This window comes from Enterovibrio baiacu, from assembly GCF_004120195.1.
Lineage (GTDB): Bacteria > Pseudomonadota > Gammaproteobacteria > Enterobacterales > Vibrionaceae > Enterovibrio > Enterovibrio baiacui.
The window spans coordinates 556,368-581,255 of sequence record NZ_SCHN01000008.1 but is presented as its reverse complement, the minus strand read 5'-3'; the positions used below and the strand labels follow the sequence as shown (position 1 = coordinate 581,255).

The window sequence follows — 24,888 nt, the reverse complement described above, 5'->3', positions numbered from 1 at the left end:
TGCAGTCCGATATTTCGAGCGTGATGCGGGTGATGGATTTGTACGGGCAAACCCTTTGCAACGACCTGAGGGTTATGACAATGCATGACCAAAACGAAAAAAGCCTGACTTTGCAGTCCGATATTTCGAGCGTGATGCGGGTGATGGATTTGTACGGGCAAACCCTTTGCAACGACCTAAGGGTTATGACGATGAGTGACCAAAACGGAAAAAGCCTGACTTTGCAGTCCGATATTTCGAGCGTGATGCGGGTGATGGATTTGTACGGGCAAACCCTTTGCAACGACCTGAGGGTTATGACAATGCATGACCAAAACGAAAAAAGCCTGACTTTGCAGTCCGATATTTCGAGCGTGATGCGGGTGATGGATTTGTACGGGCAAACCCTTTGCAACGCCCTGAGGGTTATGACGATGCATGACCAAAACGAAAAAGCCTGACTTTGCAGTCAGGCTTTTCGAAAGTGGTTGCGGGAGCCGGATTTGAACCAACGACCTTCGGGTTATGAGCCCGACGAGCTACCAGACTGCTCCATCCCGCGTCCGATTGACCGTTTAAAGCACGGCGTAAGCTTTACCATGTCTAACATGGCTYCATTCCTGACARCATCAAGAAYRAAAATGTGGTTGCGGGAGCCGGATTTGAACCAACGACCTTCGGGTTATGAGCCCGACGAGCTACCAGACTGCTCCATCCCGCGTCCGATTGACCGTTTAAAGCACGGCGTARGCTTTRCCATGTCTAACATGGCTCCATTCCTGACAACATCAAGAAMAAAAATGTGGTTGCGGGAGCCGGATTTGAACCAACGACCTTCGGGTTATGAGCCCGACGAGCTACCAGACTGCTCCATCCCGCGTCCGATTGACCGTTTAAAGCACGGCGTAAGCTTTGCCATGTCTAACATGGCTTCATTCTTAACGTTCAGGAATGAAAATTTGGAGCGACACACGAGGTTCGAACTCGTGACCTCAACCTTGGCAAGGTTGCGCTCTACCAGCTGAGCTAGTGTCGCAGAGTCACACGACATGACGTCGAATAACGTAAAGTGGTTGCGGGAGCCGGATTTGAACCAACGACCTTCGGGTTATGAGCCCGACGAGCTACCAGACTGCTCCATCCCGCGTCCGATTGACCGTTCAAAGTACGGCGTAGACTTCACCATGTTTAACATGGCTTCATTCCTGACAACATCAAGAACAAAAATTTGGAGCGACACACGAGGTTCGAACTCGTGACCTCAACCTTGGCAAGGTTGCGCTCTACCAGCTGAGCTAGTGTCGCAAATGGAGGCGCGTCCCGGAGTCGAACCGAGGTCCACGGATTTGCAATCCGCTGCATAGCCACTCTGCCAACGCGCCTTTGTTTCCCCCCGCTTTAGAAGTTGTCTTCCGCTGCGGTATGGGTCGGCATTTTACGGATTCGCGTGATCTAGTCAACACAAATCATTAAAAAAAAGTTCGTTCGCTCAAAATCACGCCAAAAGCGATATAAATCGACCATATCGTCTTAAAAATCACCGCGATCATCGCTAAAAAATGATGTTTCTGAAGGTGAGGTTAATTCTCTGCCCTTTCATTTTCGCGGTTTTCGGAATTGAGTGTTGCCAATAAGTCTGAATTTTGCCGGCCATTATGAGCAATGCACCGGAATTCAATTCAAACTCCCTTTTTTCCCCGCTTTCAAGGTGTTTGAGGACAAAACGACGTGTTTCCCCAAAACTTAACGAAGCAATTGCTGGTTCTTTGCCTAGCTCCACTTCATTGTCTTGATGCCATCCCATGTAGTCTTGCCCATCACGATAAAGATTGGCGAGCACAGAATTAAACGACGTATTGGCTTTTGCCTCACAGCTTTTTTTTAATTGCTCTAATGAAGGTGGCATTTTGGCCGCGGGCAGTTCAAGGCCAGAATAACCATAAGCCTTATCACCAAAAGATGCTTGAAGACGAGGTTGCAGCACCTCTCGCCCAAACATTGAGATAGGTTGTTGTTGCCAAGGAAGCGTGGAAAGAAGCTCAGAGAAAATCTCGGCCGCCTCCTCCTCAGAGAAAAAGTTTGGTTGCCAGAACAGATTTCCATCTGGAATAGTGAGCCACCCCGTCTCCTCGAACATGTCGCCTTGCAGCATTCAGTCTTGTCCTTTTTTTGTTTTCAATCACTCTAACTGAGTGAAAGGAAAACAAACAAGGCCAATCCATAAGACATTTCATCAGCCAGTCTTTTCCGATGAACATTGTTCGTGCGATCAAATGTCGTCTTACTCAACCTCATCAACAAAAATGAAGGACTCAAAAACGACAAAAGGGCAGCAATGCCACCCTTTTGTGAATCCAAGCGGTCTCTAAGCAGTCACTTATTTCGCGAGCGCATCTTCCATCTTGGCTTTCCAGATTGCCATCGCCAATGCAGGCTTACGCAATACTTCAGGTGTAGGGATCCAGCCGTGTTTCACGCGGGAGAACACATCAAAGCGCCCTGCTTGTCCTGCCATGGCCTCTGCCACAACACGGCCAGCAATGTTTGTCAGGCCCACGCCATGCCCTGTGTAACCATGCGCGGTGTAAATGTCATTCCCAAGGTGCGCGATTTCTGGCATGTAGCTGCGCGTAACGGCGAACAAGCCACCCCAGTGGTATTCCATCTTCACATCACCCAATTGTGGGAACACTTTCAACATGCGTTGACGCAGACGTTCTTGGCTGTCTGGGTATTCACCGTTGAATGGGTGGTTCACACCACCGAAAAGAATTCGGCCATCGGCTGTTGGACGTAGATAATCCAAACAGTTGTTCAGATCAGACATCGCCATGTTGTTGGTGATCGGGTTGCGATCGCCTAATTGCTCAGTGACCGCAATATAGGACGCCACAGGAAGCACTTTAGATTGCGCGCGACGGTGTAGACCATCAAGGTAGGCATTACATGCAAGTAGTACTTGTGTCGCCTTCACGCTGCCTTTCGCCGTTTTCACCGTGTTAAAGCCCGTGCCTTTTTCAATTTTGATCACTGGGCTGTTTTCGTAGATCTCAGCGCCGACAGAAATCGCTGCTTGCGCCAAGCCTAGTGTGTAATTCAGCGTATGGACATGGCCACTGTTTGGGTCAAACAAACCGCCTAAATAACGACGCGTATTAGCAACCTGATCAATCTTGTCAGTGTCCCACCACTCGGCAACAGGGTAGTTGTAACGTCCGTGCTTGAGTTCATGCCAAGATTTCAGTTCTTCTTCTTGGCCTTTGTTCAGCGCAAGCTCAATGTAACCCTCTTGGAAATCACAATCGATGTTGAATTCACTGATGCGTTCACGAATGATATCGATAGATTCGACAGATAAATCCCACAATTGTTTGCCCCACTCAGGGCCGTAGGTTTCATCGACTTCACGCAAGCCTAGGCAGTAACCCACCAGCGCCTGACCACCATTACGACCTGAACCGCCAAACGCTATACGCTGACTTTCAAGTACAACAACACTCATCCCTTGTTTACGCAATTCAATCGCGGCATTCGTACCGGTCAAACCCGCACCAATAATACAAACATCAGCTTGAATGTCGTTGGTTAGCGCTGGTTGTTCAGCCAGTACATTCGCCGTTGCTTGGTAGTAGCTATCGATATACCCGTTTTCTTTCGCCATCTTGTGACTAAATCCTGCTTATATGGAAAGGGTTGAATGAAAAAATGATGGCGAATATTCGCACTAAGCCCCACAACAGGCAAGGAGATAATGCGATCAATACCCCGCGCACACTTTGTTACTTATTAAAGGGTTAATTGATTGACAGTCACAGCGTTTCTTTTGATGATGCGCGTTCGAATTTCGGCTTGGTATAGCCATTAAAGGACAACACATATGAACCAATATCTTAAAGGGGTGAAAGCGGTAAGCATCGCACTTTCCGCATCTGTATCTTTCAGCGTTTCTGCAAACAGCGAAGTACTGAACATCTATAACTGGGCGGAATATATGCCCATGAATGTGATTCAAGCATTCGAGAAAGAATATGATGTGACGGTAAATTACTCGACGTTTGAAAACAACGAATCCATGTATACCAAGCTGAAGCTGCTTGATGGTAAAGGCTACGATCTTGCCTTTGCATCAACCTACTTCATTCAACGTATGAGTGATGAAGGCATGTTGGCGAAAATCGACAAGTCACAAATCCCTCATGTGAAAGACATCATTCCCGGATTGATGGCGCAGCCGTTTGATGAAAACAACGACTACTCACTGCCTTATGTGTGGGGCGTAACAGCGATTAGCTACAACGGTGACATTGTTGACGGCAGCGACGTGACCAAGTGGGCTGATTTATGGCGCGAAGATTTCGCAGGCCAACTAATGTTGCTTGATGATGTGCGCGATGTATTTGGCATGGCGCTAAAAGCCAAAGGCTACAGCATCAACACCAAGAACGAAGCTGAAATCAAAGAAGCCTACGAACTGTTGGTCGACCTTCGCCCAGGCGTTGTCGTCTATAACTCTGATGCACCACACGTTCCTTTTGTAACGGGTGAAGTGGGCATTGGTCAGCAGTGGAACGGTAATGCCTACATGGCTCAGGAAGAAATGGACAGCATCCATTTCGTTTACCCAGAAGAAGGCTCAATCCTTTGGATGGATAACTTCATCATTCCTAAAAACGCAGAGAAAAAAGAACTGGCGCATAAGTTCATCGACTTTATGTACCGCCCTGAAAACCAAGCAGCCATGGTTGAAGAGCTTGGCTACCCAGCGCCAAGCAAGCGCGCAAAAGAAAAGCTCTCTGCTGAATACACCGAAAATAACACCATTTTCCCGTCTGATGAGGACGTAGAAAAAGGCGAATTCACCAATGACGTTGGTGATGCGGTCAGCATTTACAATCGTTACTGGCAATTACTGAAAAGCTAAATCGATGGCGATTCATTGCACGTAAAATAGAAAACCCGCAGCCAAGGCTGCGGGTTTTCTTTTATTCGGTGGCTATATCAAAGCGTATTCGTTCTGAACAATCGCTCACAAAACTAATTCGATTTGAAAAACAGAAGATGCGCTGCACTGAGCGATATCATGCTGCGCACAATCACCTTCAATTGCTCCGGTGATATCCGCGCAAACACCTTGTAGCCAATCCACATACCAAGAAAAAGCGCTGGGATACCCACGGCGCTTGCTTTCAACGTTTCTGTATTGATTAACCCAAGGCTTAACAGCCCCGCCAGTTTCATTAGGTTCAGGCTCAGGAATGCCCAAACTCGCGTAGCAACGTAGGCGGATTTTTCCATTTTCTGCTCAAGCAAAAACAAGCCCATCAATGGTCCTGCCCCGTTAGCGATTACCCCCACAAACCCGCATAACGAACCTGCAAGGCTTGCCGCCCAAGGGTGAGTGAAAATAGGTAAAGGGTGGTAATCCAACCACAAAGACAGGCCCAACAAGGCGAAAATCAAAATACCGAGGAAGGTCATGAAGGTGCCGGGGTCTACTGTCCCTAACACATAAGTGCCAGCCGCGATGCCAAGTGCCCCAAAAGGCAGCAGTTTAGCGAGCACCTTCCAGTTGATATTTTTGCGATAAGTCATTACCGCTATCAGGTCTGTGAGTAAGTAGAAAGGTAAAATCACCCCAAGCGCTTCTGGCCCCGGGAACGCCAACATCATCAGGGGTAAGATAACCAAACCCAGCCCGCCGATGGAAAACTTTGAGAAGCCTGTAACTAAACACGCCAACGAGATAAACAGCCAAGACAAATCCATTGTAACTCCGCACTTCTCCCCACTCGTCAACTGACTCAAGTGAAGGACAAGCATTCTATTCGTTATGTTTTGTAATTACTTTTTCACCAATCAAGAGTACTCTGAACATTCGATCATCATACTCAAGCAACCTCACATTGCTTGGGTACAGTAGTAATCAGGACAGTGAAGAAATGATTGATTTGCGCTCAGACACAGTGACACAACCCGATGAAAAAATGCGTAACGCGATGGCGAATGCACCTGTTGGTGATGACGTGTACGGTGATGATCCGACCGTCAACGAGCTTGAGCGATGGGCAGCAGAGAGACATGGATTTGAAGCGGCCGTATTTACCGCATCGGGCACTCAAGCAAACCTGTTAGGTATTTTGGCACACTGTGAGCGTGGCGACGAATATTTATGCGGTCAACAAGCGCACAATTACAAATATGAGGCAGGTGGTGCTGCGGTTCTTGGATCAGTGCAACCTCAACCGATTGAGAACAACAAAGACGGCACCTTGTGTTTTGAAAAGCTGGCGGCGGCTGTAAAGCCCGATGACGTCCATTTTGCACGCACAACACTACTGAGCTTGGAAAATACCATCGGCGGTAAAGTGCTTCCGATGAGTTATTTGGCACAAGCCCGCAATTTTGCAAACACCCATAACCTAAAGCTGCACCTTGATGGTGCTCGTGTTTATAACGCCTCTGTGGCATTAGACGTCGACATCAAAGACATTGCTCAGCATTTCGATTCCATGACCATTTGTTTATCAAAAGGCTTGGGGGCACCCGTGGGTTCTTTACTGTTGGGTGATGCGGCTTACATTCAACGTGCACGTCGCCTGCGTAAAATGGTCGGTGGCGGGATGCGCCAAGCCGGTATTTTAGCGGCGGCAGGCATGATGGCGCTTACCGAAAACGTAGAACGCCTGAAAGATGACCACGACAATGCGCGTTATCTCTCTGAGAAATTAGGGGCGATCCCCGGATTCAACACCTTTATCTACCCGGTTCAAACCAACATTGTCTATGCGGATGTGTCGTCACACATCGACATTCGCGCCATGGCTGACGCATTAAAAGAGCAAGGCATTTTGGTGTCGCCGTCTCACAAAGCCATGCGCTTTGTTACGCACAAAAGTGTCTCTCGTGAAGACATTGACACCTTACTTTCTGCAATTGAAAAACAGCTTTAATTAAGACTTCTCAATGGAAAAAATGACGTAAATTATGGGCGGATTTCCGCCTCATTTTTTATCCATCATATAAGGAATTACCATGGCCGGCGCTAGCCTTCTCACACTGCTCGACGACATAGCCACCATACTCGATGATGTATCCGTGATGAGTAAAGTGGCGGCCAAGAAAACCGCAGGTGTGCTTGGTGATGACCTCGCACTGAACGCTGAGCAAGTGTCGGGGGTGAAAGCAGACAGAGAGCTGCCCGTTGTCTGGGCGGTGGCTAAAGGCTCGTTTTTCAACAAGCTGATATTGGTGCCCGCGGCGCTTGCCATCAGTGCAATTGCGCCATGGTTGATCACCCCGCTTCTTATGCTCGGCGGTTTGTTTCTCTGCTTTGAAGGTGCAGAGAAAGTGTTGCACACCTTTTTCCATAAAGAAGATGACAAGCCCGACACGCCAAGCGACGACTTCAACACTGCGACACTCAATGCCGCACAGTTTGAAGCGGAAAAAATCAAAGGCGCCATACGTACAGATTTCATCAATTCAGTTGGACTAGGCATCGTGGTAAAATAGCCATCTTTCCAGTGTACTGGATGCTGAATGATAGATTCTAAGAAGTGGATTAAAAAACAACCAAACGAACATCACTTATAAAACAACTACTTAAACAGAAATCGAATACCATTTAATCGAAATGTATGCCCAAATGAGACCAAAACCGTGTGTCTCCTGAGAGCACATCAAAGAAATATCATTGACTATGCTTCTCACCAGATACATACTTGGCTCGAATTTAAGCGGTATCAACGGAAAAACAATGGCTCAGGCAAATATTCGCTCTCGGAGAGAATTTTCTATGAACAACTTTTTAGGACAACTTGCCGTAACCGTAGCGGCAGAGGATTGCGCGCCAGCAGCAGCTATTTTTAACAAGATGCTTGCTATTGCTGATGAGAGTAATGAGTTCGCATTTACGGCTGTCCAACTTGCTGAGCTATTCAAAGTTAGCCGCTCTACCATGACACGATCAATCAAGGCACTTTCTGATAATGGCGTTATTGTCTACAACGGCGTGAAAGGTGGTTCAGGTAGCTTCTTCATGATCAATCCATACGAGTTCAGCGTCATACCCCGCGTTGGCACAGTGGCATACATGGACACTGGCGAAGTCTCCCAAGCAACTGATACTAAATATGCGGCTCTGTGCAGACGATATACCGAACTAGGCGGCTTACAATGCAACAATGACAGAGTTTGGGAACTGAGAAACACACTCAGAAACGGAATTTCAAACAGGACGACAGCAGCTTAACTTTTAGCCTACCTATAGACGGTGGGCTTTTCTCATTTGAGGCAACATGAACCCCGTCATTTCCTACCGTCGATTCTCCGACAAACAACAACGCAAAGGTGATTCTCTTCGCCGCCAAACCCAAGCAGCACAAGACTATTGCTTAGAGCATGGGCTAACACTTTCAGATATGTCCTTTGAGGATTTGGGCGTCAGTGCGTACCACTCAGACCATACCAGAGGTGATAAGGGTTTCGCCAAACTGCTTGATGCCTTGGCAGAATCTAAGATCCATACACCATGCACACTGCTTGTAGAGAACCTTGACCGATTATCCAGAGCTAACATCAACGTTGCACTACGTCAGTTAATGTCCATCGTTGACTATGGCGTAGATGTCATCACACTCACAGACAACCGCAAATATACAAGTGATATGCAGATGGAAGACTACATTTACTGCATCATCACCATGCAACGCGCCTTTGATGAATCTGACCTCAAATCAAAGCGTCTTAAAGCGGCTCACAAGCGCAAGCGTGAACAACCGTTCGAGTCCAAGCGTTCTAAGCGTTGCCCTTTCTGGCTAACAACCAATGCGCTAAAAACTGAGCACATCTTCAATGACTTTGCACCATTGGTTAGAGAGGCTTTCGAGCTATCTGCACAGGGCGTAGGCGCATACACTATCGCTAAGCGTTTCAATGAGAAAGGCTGGCTTACTCCTAAGGGTAAGGAATGGGAGTCTTCTGTGATCATACGCTTCTTATCCAACCGTCAATGTATTGGTGAGCACCAACCGTGCAGAATGGAAGGACGAAAGCAAATACCAGAAGGAGAACCAATCCCTGACTACTTTCCAAGGGTGGTATCTGATGATGTTTTCTTTGCCTCTCTGGGACAACTCAGGAAGCGACACAAGACACAGACTCACGGATCTACTTTGAGTCACTTAAACCTACTCAAGGACGTAGGAAAATGCGCGGATTGTGGTTCAAATTTGGTGCTCAAAACTCAAGATGCACGAAAGTACCTCATGTGCAAAAACTCCGCATATGGTCGATGCAATGCACCTAAGTTCAACATCGCATATTTGCGTGATTGGTTGCGGGAATGCTGGCTAACCCCTGCTTTCTTCAAGCACTGGTCAAATGCGTCTAACAGTAAGTCTGATACACGTAAGCTGGACACCCTGAGAGGTGAGCTAAGGTCTCAGGAAACCGCCCTAGAATCGCTTCTAGAAGGCCTTACAGATACAACCAATGCGGTAGTCATTGCTCATATCAACAAGCGTACTGAGGCAATCAAGCAGCTATCTGATGATGTGAAGTCTCTTGAGGTAGAGTTGATGAGCAAACCTTCTGCTCACAAGGTGGATTTTAAGCACTGCTTGGCTTTGATTGATGCCGCATTCATTGAAGGTAACGCAGAGGAACAACTCACAGCACGTAACAGGCTACAGAGGCTAATGGAGCGGTTGCCCTTATTCACCGTTAAATCTGACAAAGAAAACGGGCTTGAGTTTGTGGTTGCTGGAAATGGAGAATACACATTCACCTTTAAGGCAATTAAAAACGCATACATCTTCAATAAGAAGGTTAATGCGGTTTGGTCGATGACAGGTATTATTCATCATTGATGAAGCGACCGATGTAAAATAACATGATACAATAGCCGCGATTTTTATTTATGAGGGTTAAATCGTGGCAGTGTTTATTAAAATCCACGTTCATGATGTTGGTTTCGAGGTTATTAAAGAGTTGGATTACTGCATCAAGCAATTATTCAGTGATAGCATTATTGACGAACCATTCCTAGCGCATTTTTCAAGCGATAGATCGGAAGTATCGAGCAGCTTAAATGCTGTTATCCCTACCGGAGATTGTTCGGCAAAATACATCATCCAAGTAACTAACGGCACTGATGATGATTGCCTGATGCTGATCCAAAATATGCTTTATGATGAAGAATTAAACATCGACATTGAAAGATGGAATTTCATTGTTGTTTCTGGCTCAACACTCCGTGATGTTATCCTTTCTGCTAATCGAGTAGCGTCATTCCACTAAAAAAAGAAAGGCCGCCAGTGACGGCAGCCTTTTTCCTTAGATAGCTTCAGCCTCGATACCAAGATCGGCTTCTGCTTCGTTGTGCTTGTCCAGCTTGTTTTGAAGCTGACCAATTGTGTAGAGCACTTCGTCAATACGTGCTTGCGCTTCAACTGGTGTCAGTGCTTCTTCCACGTAACCAGTGATTAATTGTTTTAGTTTCATAATTATAGTTCCTTGTTAGGTCGGGAAGTTTGTTTCGATCCATGCATCAACAACGGATTGTTTCTCGAAACCCCAATAAGCATCATCATCCCAATCGTTGGCATCATCCCAATTAGACAGGACAGCAAAAGGCTTCTCTACTTGTCGCCAGCCTTCAAGGTTAGTGAAGTTAAGCGTTGCTGTAGAACCGTCAGAAGTTGTACCAACCCATTGAGTGTGATCAGGTGCTTCCATAGCGGAGTGTGGTTCAAACGTGAAAGTATCAATTACACCGTCAGCGATAATCGGCATCACGATTTGTGAAATGTGGAACGGTGATACTTCATGGATGGAACGAGAACCAATGATAGGTGCGTTGAACGCTGTAGATTCACCAGAAGGGAAAATAGTGATACGAACATCTTTACCAACCAATTCAGAAGGGAATGTTCTTCCATCAACAAGCGGTTCCTCATTCACCAAGATACGGAATGGATCAGAATAGACAAACGCCCCATTAATCAATCGCACGTAGTTAGAAGTGGAAACACCAAGCAAACCTACACCACGGCTCATATCAGCTTCTGTGACACGAGTGTAAATCGTCATTGGTTTATCTTGACGTAACTCAACACGGATAGCACTGTTTGTCAGTGATTGATTTGCTTCTTGAGTGAAGTGCGGCATCCATGATTTAGCCTTTGGTGGTGTGTAATCTCCAATGTCTCGCCACCTTGTGTTAGGGGAGTCTGTATTTCTTAACCAAACACGACTGCACGAACCATACCAATCAAGTACATCTTCTGTTGGTTGGACTGTCGAGTTAACCACCAAGTCATAAGAACATGTATCATTTCCACCAAAAGAGAATTTGAAAATGTCGCTGGTACATGGGTATTTTGGGAAACGATAAGTATTGCCAAAACAGTAAATAGAAGCCGTTGTGTTCGGTGGCTGTCCAATGTTGATAATCTCGAAATCCAGTGTAGTTCTTTCGCCTTTTACCAAAGAAGCGTTTCCACTGGTGAGGTTAATGCCATTTCCGCAAACAACAGCACCGCCTTCAATAGACACGTTAAGAGAATACTCGCTCACGTCATCCCAGCCCTCAGTCCCGCCGATTAACATTTGCTTGGTAGCCAATCCATCCCAAGAAACATCAACTGAGACTGTATCTCCAACTTGGCAATAGTAAGACCGCTGAATTCCAAATTCTTCATTATGACCAGTGTTTGGAATCCAAATTTTAGCTTGTGTAGGTACTCGCCAAATGTTTGCTTCTTCGCTGAAACCAATGATAGTGAACTCACCTACAACGCTATTTGTTGGTTTTTCTTCTGCGTCACTGGTGAAGTTGGTTTCATGGATAGTTCCGTCAGCCTCTACAATCTTGACGTGCTTGATTGAACCACAAAAAGGATGCCCGATAATTTCTGGATTATGGTATTTATCATTGCCTATGTGAAGCTGTGCTGTTTGTACCTCTTGTTCTAGCTTACACCGCATCTTTATCGTGTTCTCTACGCCAGCCAAGACCTCTTGCTTACCTTCTGCAAGTTCCCAGACAACAGGAGGAAGGCCAACAAAACCGCTCTCTGCAACATCTATGTCATAAGAAGCACTGTCTGTTTGGAATGAGAGCAATGTTTGCCTGCCTGCTTCTGGTTGCTCTTGGATGTAGGTAACTTCGACAGTTAAGTCTTTCGAAAACTGAATCCCGTTCTTCTCAGCGCAGAATCCGCCAGACTCACCAAAAGCGACTTCCCATGATTTCTTACTTGGCGGCGGTAGTGGAGCCTCACCGGAATAAGGCATACACAACCACCAAGGCTGCGATAACTCACTGAAAGGGATACCAGCCATTGTCGGCTTGTTGATGTACTTACCAAAGGCACTGAGAGCCTTCTTGCGCCATGCTCTAGTGTAGCCCCTTCTTCGAAGGGCGGAGTTTGCCCCGTCCAGAGTTTCACTATTGGCGATTACAGCCTTCATTTTGTTGCATTTATGGCGACTAGCCCAGAAACGCTCAGCTTCCGGTGTCGTTATTGGTGTTTTTAAAATAGTCATTGACTGTCCTTATATATTTATTTTGCGCAGATGTGTGAGTGTTTTTTACTTTCTGCGTATTTGTTATCTAAGAAATAAAAGATATTCGTCCTTCTTCTTAATCTATTTATCATTTTGGAAACCTATGAATATTGTGAAACCAGAAAATGGCTATGAGATCATTCGTAAAAATGGAGAATGCCTTATTAACTTCAAAGGCGTTCTAGCTGGTGCAGTAATTCCAGTGGAAGATGCGTGGTATTGCCACTTCAACGCAAACACTAAGAAGATCTTTAAGACATTTAAAAATGAACGTGATGCCATTGATTGGACAACCGCTGGCTGTGCTGCAATGTATGACTATCACGTCAATGGAAACAAGAAAGCATTCCTCTCCGTTTCATAGTAGCGGCATAGTAATCATCTACATCACCGCTAATATGAAAATAGCATGACTCTCCTAAAATAATTCCGCCGAAGTGTAAATACTCTGGCGGGTTTATTTTTCATTAAAACCAAATAAGTTAATCATAATGGAAGTATATTCATGGAAAGAAAAGACCTACTAAAACAAGACCTGAACAGAGTTGAACGACTGTGTTTTAAAAAGTGGATCATCACGAATAAATATGGCGAAGTTTTTGAAACTAACTCAATGACAGAGTTTGCGAAAACAATGGGGATAGATCGTTCGTGTTTATCACACCTAGCCGCTGGTAAGTTTCACACCTACCGTGGATTCAGAATCATCTCTAAAGAAAAACCGCTGATTGTTTTGCGTAGTCCAGAAGGCGTAGACGTAAAACTAGAGACCTCTGTCCCTGAGTTCTGCAAAGAAAACAACCTAGTTCTACACGCCATTTACTCGCTTATCCGTGGCACTCGCAAAGTACATAGAGGGTGGGTAGCAGTTAAGACAATGGATGATGAGGACTTAATGCCATATGTCCGAGTATACCGATAAGAAGCGATCCAGAGACATTCTGGACGCATTTAAGAACACTCCCGTTTCAAGGAGAAAGCCCCAGAAGAGATAGCATACCAAGGAGAGATTATGCGTTTTACGAACCAGAAAGAATTAGAGCTTCACAGCTATGCCAGAAACAGAGTCAAACAGGAAGAAAAACTAAATGCCATTATCAGCAAAGGTCATGAGGCTCAAACAAGCCACGCCATAGCCTTTCGAAACATGATTATCACAGAGCTAAAGGAGTATCTTGAGAATCGGTACATGATGCGTACTGGAACATCAGGAAACTATCTATTAACGTCTGTGTTGTTCCCCCTAAAAGAGGCTTGGCTCAGGGATTACTCAGACCGCTTAGCATCGGTTGAGGCTAGAGAGGTTGATCCCTTCTTTACCGTCGCATGTATCGTTGCTGAGTGCGTTCTAAAGGCTAAATTTGGAGAGATAAAAGAACACTCTGTAGTTAATGCGATCCACAACCAGCTAACCATCATAATGGGTTTGACTAACGGAGAACTCAGAGAAAACTCTCAATCCATCCACACAGAGACGTACCGATTCTTGATGACCCTTGAGCAAAACCTAGGGATTATCGAGATATACCAAGTAAACAACAGAGACCGCTACGTTAGGCTGTCAGAGGAATGGCAATCTAAGTTCGATAGCATCAAAGATCACCTTTTCCTGATGACTACCGCTGCATTTGTGCCAGCTATTCAGAAACCTCTACAACACACATCACTGATTGATAAGACCACTGGTTATCACACTCCGCAATGGGCTTCTCCAATCCTAAAGCGACCAGTACGAATCCCGACCATTTCCAGTGCTGAACTTATGCAGCCTGAAAACAAGCCGTGGCTCGAAGGTAAGCGAAAAAGGATCGCAAAAGGGACACCCTACGTGAAACTACCTAAGGTGATACACCCACTGATTGAAAACTTTGATGATGAAAACTGGTTCAAGCAATTCAACCGCATTCAGGATACACCCTACGCAGTCAACAAAGGTTTCCTTGAGTTATTCCTTGCGAACACACGCATGGGCTACCAGTTTGAAGGGTTCGAGCTTGAACTACCTGAGATAGATTCTTTGGTAGACGCTGAGCTTGAAAAGTTCGAAGAGGACTACAACAAAGAGGTGTCGTGTAACGCAGCATTCTACGGCAATGAGCCTCATGTATTGAGTGTAAGGGCTAAGCACAAGAAGCGTCTTGAATTGAAGCGTACACACGAGGACAGGATCAGAAGAAACAACCACGTCATCGAACAGGCTCAAGAGTTTGCCGAATATCCTGAGTTGTACTATCCGAGGTTTTGCGACTACAGAGGCAGGTTCTACGCATTTGTAAGTGGTGGCCTTAACCCTCTTGGTGATTCACTTAACCGTGCATTCCTTTGTTTCCAAAACAAAGAGCGCATGACCTCTGAGGGTATAGCGGCACTTCTTCAAACCCTAGGCAATTGTTTAATTAATCGTAAAACAGGCATTGGCCTAGACAAGCTGAACATCCACAAGAAAGGACGACTTGCCCGTAAATTCTTCGACCGTCACCTAATCGACTTCAAAGACAACAACTGGCAGGTTTTCTACAACGACAATGATGATGAGGTGACTTTAGATGAACCGCTTACCGCTATGTTGCTATGTTTTGAGCTTCTGCGACATATTCAAGACCCTTCCTATGAGACGGGCGTTATTTGTCATCGTGACGCTCGTTGTAGTGGCGTTTCTCTCATGGGTGCTTCACTAGGAGATGAGAAGGCCATTGGCCTAACAATGCTTGATGCAGACCCAGAGACAGGAATACTACCAGATGCCTACACATCAGCAGCAAAAGCAGCACTAAACCTTGCAGAGGCTGACGCTAAAAATGGCAACCCATTTGCTGCGATACTACTGACTCAAAAAGACAAGATATTCAAGCGGTCTATATTCAAGAACCCTGTGATGGTGTGGCTTGGTTATGCTGGTAGTGATGGTGAGCTTGAGAAATACTGTAGAAGCGTCCTATTTGGCGTTCCTGAGCTTTCAGATGCTATCAGTGTTGGACTAATCAAGTATCTAAAGCAAAACGTCATGGAGTCGCTTACAGAGCTTTTACCGTCATCAGTGCGGATAGTTAAGGCCAACAAGAAAGTTGCTAACATCGTATCAAGAAGAGGCTTAAAAGGTGGTGATGATTCTAAGGGGGTGATCGCAGTAAATGTACCTGTGTCTGAATTCCCTATGGTCATCCAGAAGCTGAACAAGGTTGAGCTGAGAATAACCCCCGTTGTAAATGGTCGGACTGCTAGGCCAAACCTAATCGAACCTACAAACAAGCCAATGTATCAGAAGTTGTCCAGCACCACGCCACCATGTTTCGTACATGCTATGGATGCCTCTGTGATTATAGCCATGAGGGAGTTCGCTGAGTTCGACTTTGACTGCATACATGACTCTATCGGTTCTCACCCTAACAATGTTGCTGAGATGGTTCGTTGCTACGCCAAGGCCATTATCAGGATCATCAAGGTTGGTTTCTGGGAAACGATTTACCAGAGGCTAGGCGTATCAGATCAAGTATCCATTCCAAGAGTCAGCAACCTTTCAGAAGAAATGCTTCAAGCCATTGAAAACAGTGAGCATATTCTAGTTTGACACTACATCACCGCTAATATGAAAGATTCAAACTAACTTCCCAAAAGTTAAAACCAATCCACCCATTGGAAAACTCTTTCAGAAATATGAGGCACTTTCGGTGGTTGTTGATGGCTTCCCTCCTTATAGCTTTGATTCAGCCAAGCCTCATTAATAAGCCTCCCTTCGGGGAGGTCTTATTTTTTCAACACCCAACGCAAGGAACTGATAACTATGAGTAATCCACACAATGTAGGTGTTGTTGGCAATGTTAGCAACATGAAGAGAGGTGCAGTAGTTGCGCCTAAAGTCGCCAGCTTCACAAAGTATTTCCGCGAAATCGCAACCGACCCCTTAGTGATGACCCTCTACCGAGCAAAGGTACTTGAGTTTCTAGAGTCAAACGACTTCAAGAAGAACCAACTGATTATGAAGTTGATTGCCGACAAGATGGTTCTTGATGCTGATGCTGAAATTTCTAAAGAAGAGATCCGCATCAAAGCAGAAGGCACAAAAGAGATGCTTGACATGGTTAAGAAGCGACTAGCTGAGATGTCAAACGATTAAGCACTAGCCCCACTTGTTCGGGGCTTTTTATTGGGAGGGATTCCCTAAATGAACATAGAAAAAATGGAGGTTCATGAGTTACTAGAGCTACTAGATAAGATTGAACAAACCAGAAAAGAAAACCGCTGGCTAGACTTCAAACCGTATCCCTTCCAAAAGCAAATGTTTGAAGCGGGGAACACCTTTCGAAGTCGCTATGCTTGCCTAGCCAACCGTTGCGGTAAGACCTACGCAGGGGCTATGGAACTAGCCTACCACCTCACAGGCTTATACCCCACAGAAGAAACCCACGGTTGGGAATGGAACGGCATCAGGTATGACTATCCTATCCTAGCATGGGCTATCGGCCTCACAGCCAACTCTACGCGCACCGTTCTACAAAAAGAAGTCCTAGGCACTGAAACAGCTAAAGACCTCTCAGCGATTGGTACAGGCTCAATTCCAAGGGATTACTTGGACTTCGCATCAATCGAAAGGGATGGAAACACCGTCTCAACTATCCGAGTAGCACACCACACCAACGGCGTGTTTGATGGATGGTCAACGCTGGACTTCCGAAGCACACAGCAAGGTGTTCAGTCATTAATGGGACAGAGTTGCGATTACATTTGGCTGGATGAAGAGGACTGGTACAAGTCGCTGGAAATATACTCTCAGTGCCTTACTCGTACTTCAACAAAAACAAAAGGCCGTGTGCTGATCACCGCTACGCCAGAGGCTGGATATACAGAGCTTATCCGTAAGTTCGAGGAAGAACCAAAGCTGTACATCTTTCATGCTGGTTGGGATCAAGCACCTCACCTAACCAAAGAGGTCAAGGCTGAATTGCTGGCTGGTATCCCAGAGTTTGAAGTACCAATGAGAACCAAAGGCCTACCAAGCAAAGGTTCAGGTGCAATATTCCCTATTGATGACTCTGAAATTATCACAGGTGATTTTGAGCCTCCTATTCACTGGCCTGTAATAGCAGGTGTTGACTTTGGTAAGACGCGAGACCCATCAATTGTAATGTACATTACAAAAGACCCTGAAACAGACACCTACTACATTTTCAAAGAATTCTACTTAAACCTTGATAAAAGCGTTGATGCTATGGCTCAAGCTATCAGGGACTCTGATTACCCAAACATTCCCGTTATCTGCCCTCATGACGCAAACGCAAGGCTTGAAGGTGGTTCAATGGAAACCCGCGCAACCATTCTCCGCGACCTAGGCTGCAACGTCATGTTTAAGGTCTTCTCCAACCCTCATTTCATCCAAAACAAGATCACCAATGTACAAGCCAAAGACCAAGGCCGTGAAGGTGGTTTGCACTGGATCGCTCATGGGTTCAAGAGTGGGACGATAAAGGTTGCGGAGAGTTGCTTTCACTTCTTCAAGCAGAAGCGTTCGTTCTTCTGGAAGCAGCACGGCGGGAAAACAGTTTCAGCAACAACCAACGATGACACCATTGATGCAAGCAGATATGCACTCTTATCAATCGACCGTTACGGGGTTCCAGCAGGACAGTGCAAAGGTGTGTTTGAGGACTTCAATAACGGTTTTAACTCAGAGCCAACAGGCTTTGAAGTATTTTGATAAGGATTATCAATGAAACGATTTAACAATGTGCAAGGCGAACGGTTATTCGCTTTGCTCAAACAATCATTTAGTGATGCTGAGTCATTCCAAAGCGAACAGGCGACTAAATACACTGAGGCATGGGATTACTTCTTAGGCAAGAAACCGCTACGTTTAGCTAAAAGTGGTTCAGATTTTGTTGAGCCTGTATTGCGTGATGCAGTTGATCGCCTTCTACCTCAGCAACTGAGCATCTTCACTGCGAATGAATCCCAAGCTGTGATCTACCGTCCAGCAGAGGTGATGATTAGTCCAGAGGGTAAGCCACTACCAACAACGATGATTGCAGATGCAGTCAATAAGAAAATCAATGAAATTTTCCTACGTCAAAACAACGGATATGAAATCCTGAATGAAGCGTTCACAGAGGCATTGATTATTGGTGGTGCGTACCTGAAATGGTTCGTCGAAGAGTCCAGAGAGGAACAGGCTATTGAACTACCTGATTGGACTGAACTTCTAGAGCTTGATCCAATCCTGAAAGCGTTCCCAGATACTGATTTTAGCGTTGCTGAGATCAAGGTAGAAAACATCAGCCAAGTAGACCAAGCAACTGGTCAGCAGGTTGAGATTCCAATTCCGTTTATTCGTGGCAAAGTCGATCTACTGAAAATCAACCGAGACATCAAACTTGACCACGTAGGCTTAGCTGAGATGTTCATTGAGAAAGGTTGCACCTCTATCAGTGATTGTCGCTACCTGTGTCACCGTCAAAAATACACGGTTGGTGAGTTGGTTGAGATGGGCTTTAAGCGTAGCAAGATAGAAACCTCTAGCTCTATGCCTTACGAGTCATCACCACTGGATAAGATCGACCTTCTAATTGATGGGACACTTACGAGTGACTTGGACTACGGCTCATTAAGCTATGACGACAACGAACGAGACGTATATCTATACGAACACTTCATTTACACGTCACTGATGAACAAGCGTGGAAAGTCTGAACTTCTGCGAGTATTTGCTACTGATAATCAAATCCTAGAAGTACATTGCGCTGATAGAATCCCTTTCACATATGGAAAGGCAATCACTATTGGTGGTTCGTTCCTCGGAATGTCCATGTATGACATTTGTAAGGATCATCAAGACTCTCTAAGCAATGCTATGCGCTTACAGATGGATGATTCAGCTAAACGTACACACCCACGCTACTACGCACTGAAAGGCGGATACGATAAGAGAAGCCTTCTTGATAATAGGGTGGGCGGCATTATTGAAGTAAACCTATCTGGTGCTATTGAACCAGAACAGCTTTACTCAACACTTCCAGACTTCGCAACCATTCAAGCAAAACTGGCTGAAAGCCGAGACCGTTCTATTGGCACTCAAGTTTCGAGCAACCTTGAAACTAGCAGCATGAACAACGTCAACTCGCTGACTGTTTCTATGATACTTGGTAACGAAGAAATCAAAGACCGCCGCATTGCTGGCACGTTCGCCCGTACCATGATTCAGCCGCTATTCTCTGGCCTTTACTCACTACTACGTGAAGAAGGCGTAGATCTGACGCTGGAAGATGGTAGCAGGTTCAATACTTCTGCACTTCCTAAGGTATCTGACTTCGCAATCGACGTACTGACGCAATCTGACAAAGGTACGCTTATTTCAGTGCTTACCGAGGCTGCAAAGCTGGCAAACCTAGCCGCTCAAAACCCTAACCTGTCAGTGAATATCCGAGCAATCATTGAGGAAATGCTTACAGCTACAAGTCTAACCAAAGACCAAGCAGCTAAATTCATCGTACCTGAGAAGCAACCTACCCCAGAAGAACAGCAAGAAATGATGCTACGCAAGCAGCTTGAGGTTCAGGGACTACAGGCACAGCTTGAGAACCTACAAGCACAGACTCAAAACTTGCTGATTACCGTAGCCAAAGAAGAGGTTCGTACCTCTGAGATGTTGCTTGATGGTGTCAACAAGCGTCAACGAGATGAAGAGTCCTCCTTACGTGCATTCCAAGAGTTAGATCTTAAAGCCCAAGAGTTAGGCGGCAAGCTGGCGAAGATGGAAAGCGACGTTGTGATGGATCGTGCTGAGCTTGAACTTGAAGCTAAGCAGAACAGACCTGTCCTCATCGGCAACTAATTGAAAAACATGTAACCCCTTCAAGTCACTGATTTTCCATGAACAGTGAGTTTCAAGAAAAACACAAATACCAATGCCTACCAATACCTAGCTATTTCAGGGTTATCAGTGTGTGCGTTGTTTTGTAGTGACTTACAGGGGTTTACATGAAAACGAACCACATTAAAAAAGGACGTTAATCAATGGATTACACGCAAATCACTGACAGTGAGCTTGATGTTATTTATGAAGACTCATTGAGGGTTATTGGCTCACATGTGCCTCATGTATTCGAAAAGCTACGAAGAACAATGCGAGTCAGTGTCTTTCATTGCAACGACATGGAAGCCATGAAAATCGAATACAAACACTTAGACAAATTACAAATGGAATTGGAGAAATATAACAATGACTAACGAAGATTACACGGAATACAGTCACCTATGGGATGACGCAGCGGTTGAAGAGGCCGTAGAAGCAGTTGAAGAAAGTGAAGAAGGTTTCGACGTTAACGAGCTTATGGACTCTTTCGATTCAAGTGATGAAGAGTCAGAGGAGTTCTCTGAGGATGATTTTGAAGAGGGTGACGAACCAGAAGAACCGAAGGCTAATGAACTGGATACGCTAGGCGTTGATGATGTTGTCCTTATTGCTGGCGTTGAACTTACCAAAGGTGAGTTAGAGAAGGTTGTTTCTCGTAAAAACGAGCTAACCACAGCATATGAAGGTTTGTCAGGTGTGGCACGAGACCTTGAAGCTAATGAAGAGTTCCTGAAAGAACGTGTTGTTGCTGTACAGACAGAAGCTGATCGAGAAATCGCAGCCATTAAGCGCAAACTCCAAGACCCTTACATCAGTGATGCTGAACGAGGCAAGTTCTACATGCAACTGACCAATGCGGAGACACGCAGAGGAATCGTTGAGCAAGAAGCATCAGCATATACGAAGCGTGTTCAGGAGTTCAAAGCAAAGGAACTACAGGAACGATACAACCACATGGATCACGTCATGACCTCTAATCATTCAGATTGGAAGGACATCAAAGAGGACATTGGCAAGTACCTACTTAACTCAGGTATGCCGTCTCAGGACGCGGTTAAGGTTCTATCACCTCAGTTCGCAGAAATTCTGGTTAAGGCGTACAAGTACGACAAAACAGTTAAATCATCAATCGCATCTCTAAACAAACAACCAGAGAAACAACGAGCCACAGTAGCAGCACCTAAAAAGCGCGAGAAGCTAACAAAGCAGTCTTCTGAGGCATTGAAAAATTACGCAAAAGGCAAAGCTAGTTCACGCGACATGGTAGACGTGTTCAGCTTCTTGGAGGATTAATTTATGGGTGCATTAGCAAGCAGTATCGCAGGTGCTGCAATGGGCAATACAGGCGGCACTACAAACAGTTCAGGCTCATCAGGTTCCAACCTTTGGACTCCTGAGATGGAAGACCTCTATGGACAGCTTGTTGGTGACGTTATGGCAGGAGGAGCACCAACAGGACCAGAACATGTTGGTCTAAATCAAGGCCAACTAGACGCGATTGCTGGCATGGGTTCAGGTGGCACAGCAGGACAATATTATCAAGGCTTACTGTCTGGTGAAGGCCAAGCAGACCGCTACAACGCATTGCAAGATCTGAATGCTGCATCAGCGGCACAGGCAAGCAGCGCACTTGAGGGTTCACTGAGTTCTATCGGTCTTGGTGCTTCTGAAATGGGTAATTCCAACAGTTCAAGACGTGGCGTGATGGAAGGTGTTGCGACAGCACAAGCAAACACTGATTTATCAGCCCTACAAGCGCAGCAGAACAACGCATTTCTACAGAATGAGCAAAGCATCATGGGTAATGCTGCAAACGCTCTACAAGGCATCTACGGGCAACAATTGGCGGCTTCTGGTGTTCTCCAACAGGATGAGATCCAGAAAGCACTTGCTGAGTGGAAAAAGACTCACGCAGGTTCTACGGCAGGGATGTTCGAATACCTGACTGGCATCGCAAACAACGCATCCGGTCTTGCTGGTTCTTGGCAGCAAGGTTCTACCACTGATGAAGGTAGCGGCTTGTTAGGCAAACTATTTTAAGGAGTAATAACTATGAGTTTTTGGGCAGCAATTGCTGGCGGTGCTATGGATTTATTAGGTGGCGCATTAGCACAGCAAACAGGCACTGATATTGATTCAGATGCGAAGGCAAAAGGTGAAGAACCATCAGCAATGACAAAGCTAGGTGGTGGGATTATGGCAGGTATTGACGAAGGTATTAAGAAAGGCGGACAAGCAGGAGCTAAAGGCTCAGCACCGCTAGGTTCTATTCGTCAAGCGAGCAATGGTTATGACGCAATGGGTAATCATCTCAGAACCGCTCAAGCATCACCTCTTGACTACCTCAAGGCTTTCTCTGGCCGTTAATCGAAACAAAGGGAGGGATTAGCTACCCCTCCTCCCTTCCTATAGGAAAACACTAATGAATATTCAAGAACAACTGGCCTTATATCGCCAGCGTTTCGGCATTGAACGAGAACAAGCCAAACAAGAGGTTGATCCTTTCGAAACGTCCACCCAACAGCAACAGCAGGAAGCGCAAGCACAGACTCAATCAACTGATGACTTATTCGCTAATCGTCCAAGTTTTGAAGGTGTTACCGTGTCACCAAAAGAAGGCTACAACAAACGCTTAGAAAACTTTGCATTGGAAGCTGATAAAGATCCAATCCTAAGCAGAGACCAAGAAAAACTGACACAGACAGCTTTGCGATTGAGAGGCATTGTTAATGACCCTTCAAACCCTATCGACAAGGTAAAAGGCGAGGAAATTCTCAAGAAGATAATTGCTGATTTAAACAACACGGATGAGGGCTACTGATAATGGCTATCCAAGAATACAAAAACCCATACTCTACGGACTTAGACACCATTCTTGCTGAACAATCAGATGAGATTAATGAGATTAAACCGTCAGAGTTAGCAAATGCTAATACAGATGTTTCTAGCGGAGCACCAGTAAGCGACATCAGAGAAGGTGCAGTTTATGAAACACCTAAAACAACTGTTCCAGATGCCTATGACAAGTCAGTAAACAACAAAGCGATTGATAAGCAGTCTCTGGAAAGTGAGTGGGATGAAATTGATGATCCAGAGTCACTTGAAGCTAGGCAAAAAGTTCGAGAGATGTATTTCCGTAGTGTTTATATAACAGGAGACCCACGAGAAGCCACAAAGCTGATGTATGCGGAAAAAGAGGCTGTCAGTGAAAAGTGGAGACGCAACAAGCAGCGAGACCAGCTAAGTGAAGAAGGTTTCAGCAAATCCTCTATTCAGGAATACATTCATTCAGGTGACAGAGGTGTTCTTGTTGGAAATACAGTTGCTAAAACTGGAAAGGTCAATAAGGGTGGTTTTGTCCATGTTGTTGATTTGGCTACAGGTAAAACAGTGTTGGCTACTGATGAGAAGGCAAGACCAGATCTAATGACTCTTCAAATGAACTCTGATGGTTCAGGTATTTTCTTGAATGATGCAGGCGAGACGGTTAACACAATTACTAAGCCTGTCCTTTCACTAGATGAACGTAAGTTCGCATTTGAACAGAAATACAAGACAGATGAGTTGACACTCAAACGTGCTGTAGAGAGTAGCAAGATTACTGAACGTCAGGCCGAGATTCAGCTAAAACAAGCTGAGCTTGAACTTAACCAATCGAAGCACCTCTCAGCGGAAGAACAAGCAGCGGCGAAGTTGAAGCACGAGCAAGCAAAACTTGAGTGGGAAAAGGCAAAACTTGAGTCTCAACATGCACACGAAGACCAGCAACGCATGATGGATGAGAAGCACGACATCGAACTTGATGAGATTAAGGCTAACAGAGAGGCTGGAAAGGATATTGCTACGGTCAAGAAGAATGCAGCTAACCGCATCAAAAGTATTCACACTACTCGTAGTCAAATTGCACGTATAGATACAGCAACAATCGAGGCTCTTGCAGATCAGCCAGTCTCAACTACTGCACGCGCATTATCTGACGAGTACAACCAAGGTGCTGCACTGTTACAGCAAGTGTTAGGTTCTCAATTTCAACAAATCGTTGATAGCGTTGATAGTATCGCAGGCCTTACTGACCCAGAAGGTAACAGACTTCTCACCTCAAAGAATGCGCTTATTGATCCAGAAACTGGTCACATCAGGCCAAACCTTCCAGTATCTTTCATCACTCAGCACTTGCAGGTGATTGAGGCTGGACTAGCTTTCGATGAGTCTATCGAGAGGTACGCCGAGGAACATGGAAGATACCCTGACAGCACGAAGATGAAAGAGCTTTACAACGAATCGTTTAGGGGTGTTAAGGACTTCGAATTCAGGGAATCCACTATGAACATCACGCCCTGGGAAGATACTAGCAAGGTTGATGGTGTAACGGTTGGCACTACCGAGCCTAAACAACCTGCGACCACTACTACCCAACAGCCTCAAAAGGTTCAATACGACGCATCAGGCACACCAACAACTGACGTAGGAACGGCTGGTTCTAAGTATATGTAAAT

At 45.5% G+C, this 24,888-nt stretch carries 23 protein-coding genes, 7 tRNA genes and 1 pseudogene; 19 read left to right on the top strand and 12 right to left on the bottom strand.

Translation table 11 applies throughout. The features are described 5' to 3' along the window. The coding region (locus EQP46_RS24100) for a hypothetical protein (RefSeq protein WP_161972851.1) at positions 1 to 440 on the top strand (440 nt) is incomplete at its 5' end. Positions 441 to 464: 24 nt separating this feature from the next. Here the strand turns inward: EQP46_RS24100 and EQP46_RS09465 are convergent. The 9 genes from EQP46_RS09465 to EQP46_RS09425 form a co-directional block, all read right to left on the bottom strand. Beyond that, a tRNA-Met gene (locus EQP46_RS09465) sits at positions 465 to 541 on the bottom strand. Between the two features lie 82 nt (positions 542 to 623). Continuing rightward, positions 624 to 700, bottom strand: a tRNA-Met gene (locus EQP46_RS09460). 82 nt (positions 701 to 782) lie between these two features. Beyond that, a tRNA-Met gene (locus EQP46_RS09455) sits at positions 783 to 859 on the bottom strand. Between the two features lie 80 nt (positions 860 to 939). Next, positions 940 to 1,015, bottom strand: a tRNA-Gly gene (locus EQP46_RS09450). Positions 1,016 to 1,049: 34 nt separating this feature from the next. Continuing rightward, a tRNA-Met gene (locus EQP46_RS09445) sits at positions 1,050 to 1,126 on the bottom strand. Between the two features lie 82 nt (positions 1,127 to 1,208). Next, positions 1,209 to 1,284 (bottom strand) — tRNA-Gly (locus tag EQP46_RS09440). Between the two features lie 3 nt (positions 1,285 to 1,287). Continuing rightward, positions 1,288 to 1,361: transfer RNA gene (locus EQP46_RS09435), tRNA-Cys, on the bottom strand. A gap of 170 nt (positions 1,362 to 1,531) precedes the next feature. Beyond that, positions 1,532 to 2,131: an alpha-ketoglutarate-dependent dioxygenase AlkB family protein gene (locus EQP46_RS09430; RefSeq protein ID WP_129493394.1), complete on the bottom strand. Its 600-nt coding sequence runs from the start codon at positions 2,129 to 2,131 to the stop codon at positions 1,532 to 1,534. 225 nt (positions 2,132 to 2,356) lie between these two features. Next, positions 2,357 to 3,640: an NAD(P)/FAD-dependent oxidoreductase gene (locus tag EQP46_RS09425; protein ID WP_129493393.1), complete on the bottom strand. Its 1,284-nt coding sequence runs from the start codon at positions 3,638 to 3,640 to the stop codon at positions 2,357 to 2,359. 216 nt (positions 3,641 to 3,856) lie between these two features. Here EQP46_RS09425 and EQP46_RS09420 point away from each other — a divergent pair, with 216 nt between their 5' ends. After that, the gene (locus tag EQP46_RS09420; RefSeq protein WP_129493392.1) at positions 3,857 to 4,900 is read left to right on the top strand and encodes an ABC transporter substrate-binding protein; all 1,044 of its coding nucleotides are present in this window, start codon (positions 3,857 to 3,859) and stop codon (positions 4,898 to 4,900) included. A gap of 113 nt (positions 4,901 to 5,013) precedes the next feature. Here the strand turns inward: EQP46_RS09420 and EQP46_RS09415 are convergent, their stop codons facing one another. After that, on the bottom strand, positions 5,014 to 5,745 hold the full coding sequence (locus EQP46_RS09415) for a sulfite exporter TauE/SafE family protein (protein WP_129493391.1): 732 nt from the start codon (positions 5,743 to 5,745) through the stop codon (positions 5,014 to 5,016). Positions 5,746 to 5,918: 173 nt separating this feature from the next. On the opposite strand from EQP46_RS09415, the gene ltaE reads away from it, so the two are divergent. The 5 genes and pseudogenes from ltaE (at position 5,919) to EQP46_RS09390 (ending at position 10,278) form a co-directional block, all read left to right on the top strand. Continuing rightward, positions 5,919 to 6,929, top strand: coding sequence for a low-specificity L-threonine aldolase (gene ltaE, locus EQP46_RS09410; protein WP_129493390.1), 1,011 nt, complete (start codon positions 5,919 to 5,921; stop codon positions 6,927 to 6,929). An 82-nt stretch (positions 6,930 to 7,011) separates the two neighbouring features. Continuing rightward, positions 7,012 to 7,482, top strand: a pseudogene (locus EQP46_RS09405) (DUF808 family protein); the annotation flags it as partial. A gap of 253 nt (positions 7,483 to 7,735) precedes the next feature. Then, positions 7,736 to 8,230 (top strand): HTH domain-containing protein, encoded by a 495-nt coding sequence (locus EQP46_RS09400; protein WP_161972850.1) that lies wholly within the window; start codon positions 7,736 to 7,738, stop codon positions 8,228 to 8,230. 46 nt (positions 8,231 to 8,276) lie between these two features. Continuing rightward, positions 8,277 to 9,848 carry a recombinase family protein gene (locus EQP46_RS09395; protein WP_129493388.1) on the top strand — a complete coding sequence of 524 codons (1,572 nt, stop codon included), beginning with the start codon at positions 8,277 to 8,279 and terminating at the stop codon, positions 9,846 to 9,848. 64 nt (positions 9,849 to 9,912) lie between these two features. Next, positions 9,913 to 10,278, top strand: coding sequence for a hypothetical protein (locus EQP46_RS09390; RefSeq protein WP_129493387.1), 366 nt, complete (start codon positions 9,913 to 9,915; stop codon positions 10,276 to 10,278). A gap of 36 nt (positions 10,279 to 10,314) precedes the next feature. Here EQP46_RS09390 and EQP46_RS24095 read toward each other — a convergent pair whose 3' ends face one another. After that, positions 10,315 to 10,482, bottom strand: a complete 168-nt coding sequence (locus EQP46_RS24095; RefSeq protein ID WP_161972849.1) for a hypothetical protein — start codon at positions 10,480 to 10,482, stop codon at positions 10,315 to 10,317. A 15-nt stretch (positions 10,483 to 10,497) separates the two neighbouring features. Continuing rightward, on the bottom strand, positions 10,498 to 12,528 hold the full coding sequence (locus EQP46_RS24300; RefSeq protein WP_192545490.1) for a hypothetical protein: 2,031 nt from the start codon (positions 12,526 to 12,528) through the stop codon (positions 10,498 to 10,500). 124 nt (positions 12,529 to 12,652) lie between these two features. Here EQP46_RS24300 and EQP46_RS09380 point away from each other — a divergent pair, with 124 nt between their 5' ends. From EQP46_RS09380 to EQP46_RS09325, 12 genes are all read left to right on the top strand, one after another. Continuing rightward, positions 12,653 to 12,913, top strand: a complete 261-nt coding sequence (locus tag EQP46_RS09380) for a hypothetical protein (RefSeq protein ID WP_129493386.1) — start codon at positions 12,653 to 12,655, stop codon at positions 12,911 to 12,913. A gap of 141 nt (positions 12,914 to 13,054) precedes the next feature. Then, positions 13,055 to 13,471 (top strand): hypothetical protein, encoded by a 417-nt coding sequence (locus EQP46_RS09375; RefSeq protein WP_129493385.1) that lies wholly within the window; start codon positions 13,055 to 13,057, stop codon positions 13,469 to 13,471. Between the two features lie 90 nt (positions 13,472 to 13,561). Next, positions 13,562 to 16,117, top strand: coding sequence for a DNA-directed RNA polymerase (locus tag EQP46_RS09370; RefSeq protein WP_129493384.1), 2,556 nt, complete (start codon positions 13,562 to 13,564; stop codon positions 16,115 to 16,117). 213 nt (positions 16,118 to 16,330) lie between these two features. Then, positions 16,331 to 16,663: a hypothetical protein gene (locus EQP46_RS09365; protein WP_129493383.1), complete on the top strand. Its 333-nt coding sequence runs from the start codon at positions 16,331 to 16,333 to the stop codon at positions 16,661 to 16,663. A 48-nt stretch (positions 16,664 to 16,711) separates the two neighbouring features. Continuing rightward, positions 16,712 to 18,241 (top strand): terminase large subunit domain-containing protein, encoded by a 1,530-nt coding sequence (locus tag EQP46_RS09360; RefSeq protein ID WP_129493382.1) that lies wholly within the window; start codon positions 16,712 to 16,714, stop codon positions 18,239 to 18,241. A 12-nt stretch (positions 18,242 to 18,253) separates the two neighbouring features. Further along, a complete protein-coding gene (locus tag EQP46_RS09355) occupies positions 18,254 to 20,371 on the top strand; it encodes a portal protein (RefSeq protein ID WP_129493381.1) in 2,118 nt (705 codons plus the stop codon). A 182-nt stretch (positions 20,372 to 20,553) separates the two neighbouring features. After that, positions 20,554 to 20,766, top strand: coding sequence for a hypothetical protein (locus EQP46_RS09350; RefSeq protein WP_129493380.1), 213 nt, complete (start codon positions 20,554 to 20,556; stop codon positions 20,764 to 20,766). Next, entirely contained in the window at positions 20,759 to 21,685 is a 927-nt protein-coding gene (locus EQP46_RS09345) for a hypothetical protein (RefSeq protein WP_129493379.1), read from the top strand. Before EQP46_RS09350 ends, EQP46_RS09345 begins: the two co-directional genes overlap by 8 nt. Before the next feature lie 3 nt (positions 21,686 to 21,688). Beyond that, positions 21,689 to 22,432: a hypothetical protein gene (locus tag EQP46_RS09340; protein ID WP_129493378.1), complete on the top strand. Its 744-nt coding sequence runs from the start codon at positions 21,689 to 21,691 to the stop codon at positions 22,430 to 22,432. A 12-nt stretch (positions 22,433 to 22,444) separates the two neighbouring features. After that, complete coding sequence (locus EQP46_RS09335) at positions 22,445 to 22,759, top strand: hypothetical protein (RefSeq protein ID WP_129493377.1); 315 nt, start codon at positions 22,445 to 22,447, stop codon at positions 22,757 to 22,759. A gap of 55 nt (positions 22,760 to 22,814) precedes the next feature. Continuing rightward, positions 22,815 to 23,213: a hypothetical protein gene (locus tag EQP46_RS09330; protein ID WP_129493376.1), complete on the top strand. Its 399-nt coding sequence runs from the start codon at positions 22,815 to 22,817 to the stop codon at positions 23,211 to 23,213. A 2-nt stretch (positions 23,214 to 23,215) separates the two neighbouring features. After that, positions 23,216 to 24,886, top strand: coding sequence for a hypothetical protein (locus EQP46_RS09325; RefSeq protein ID WP_129493375.1), 1,671 nt, complete (start codon positions 23,216 to 23,218; stop codon positions 24,884 to 24,886). Positions 24,887 to 24,888: the final 2 nt, after the last annotated feature.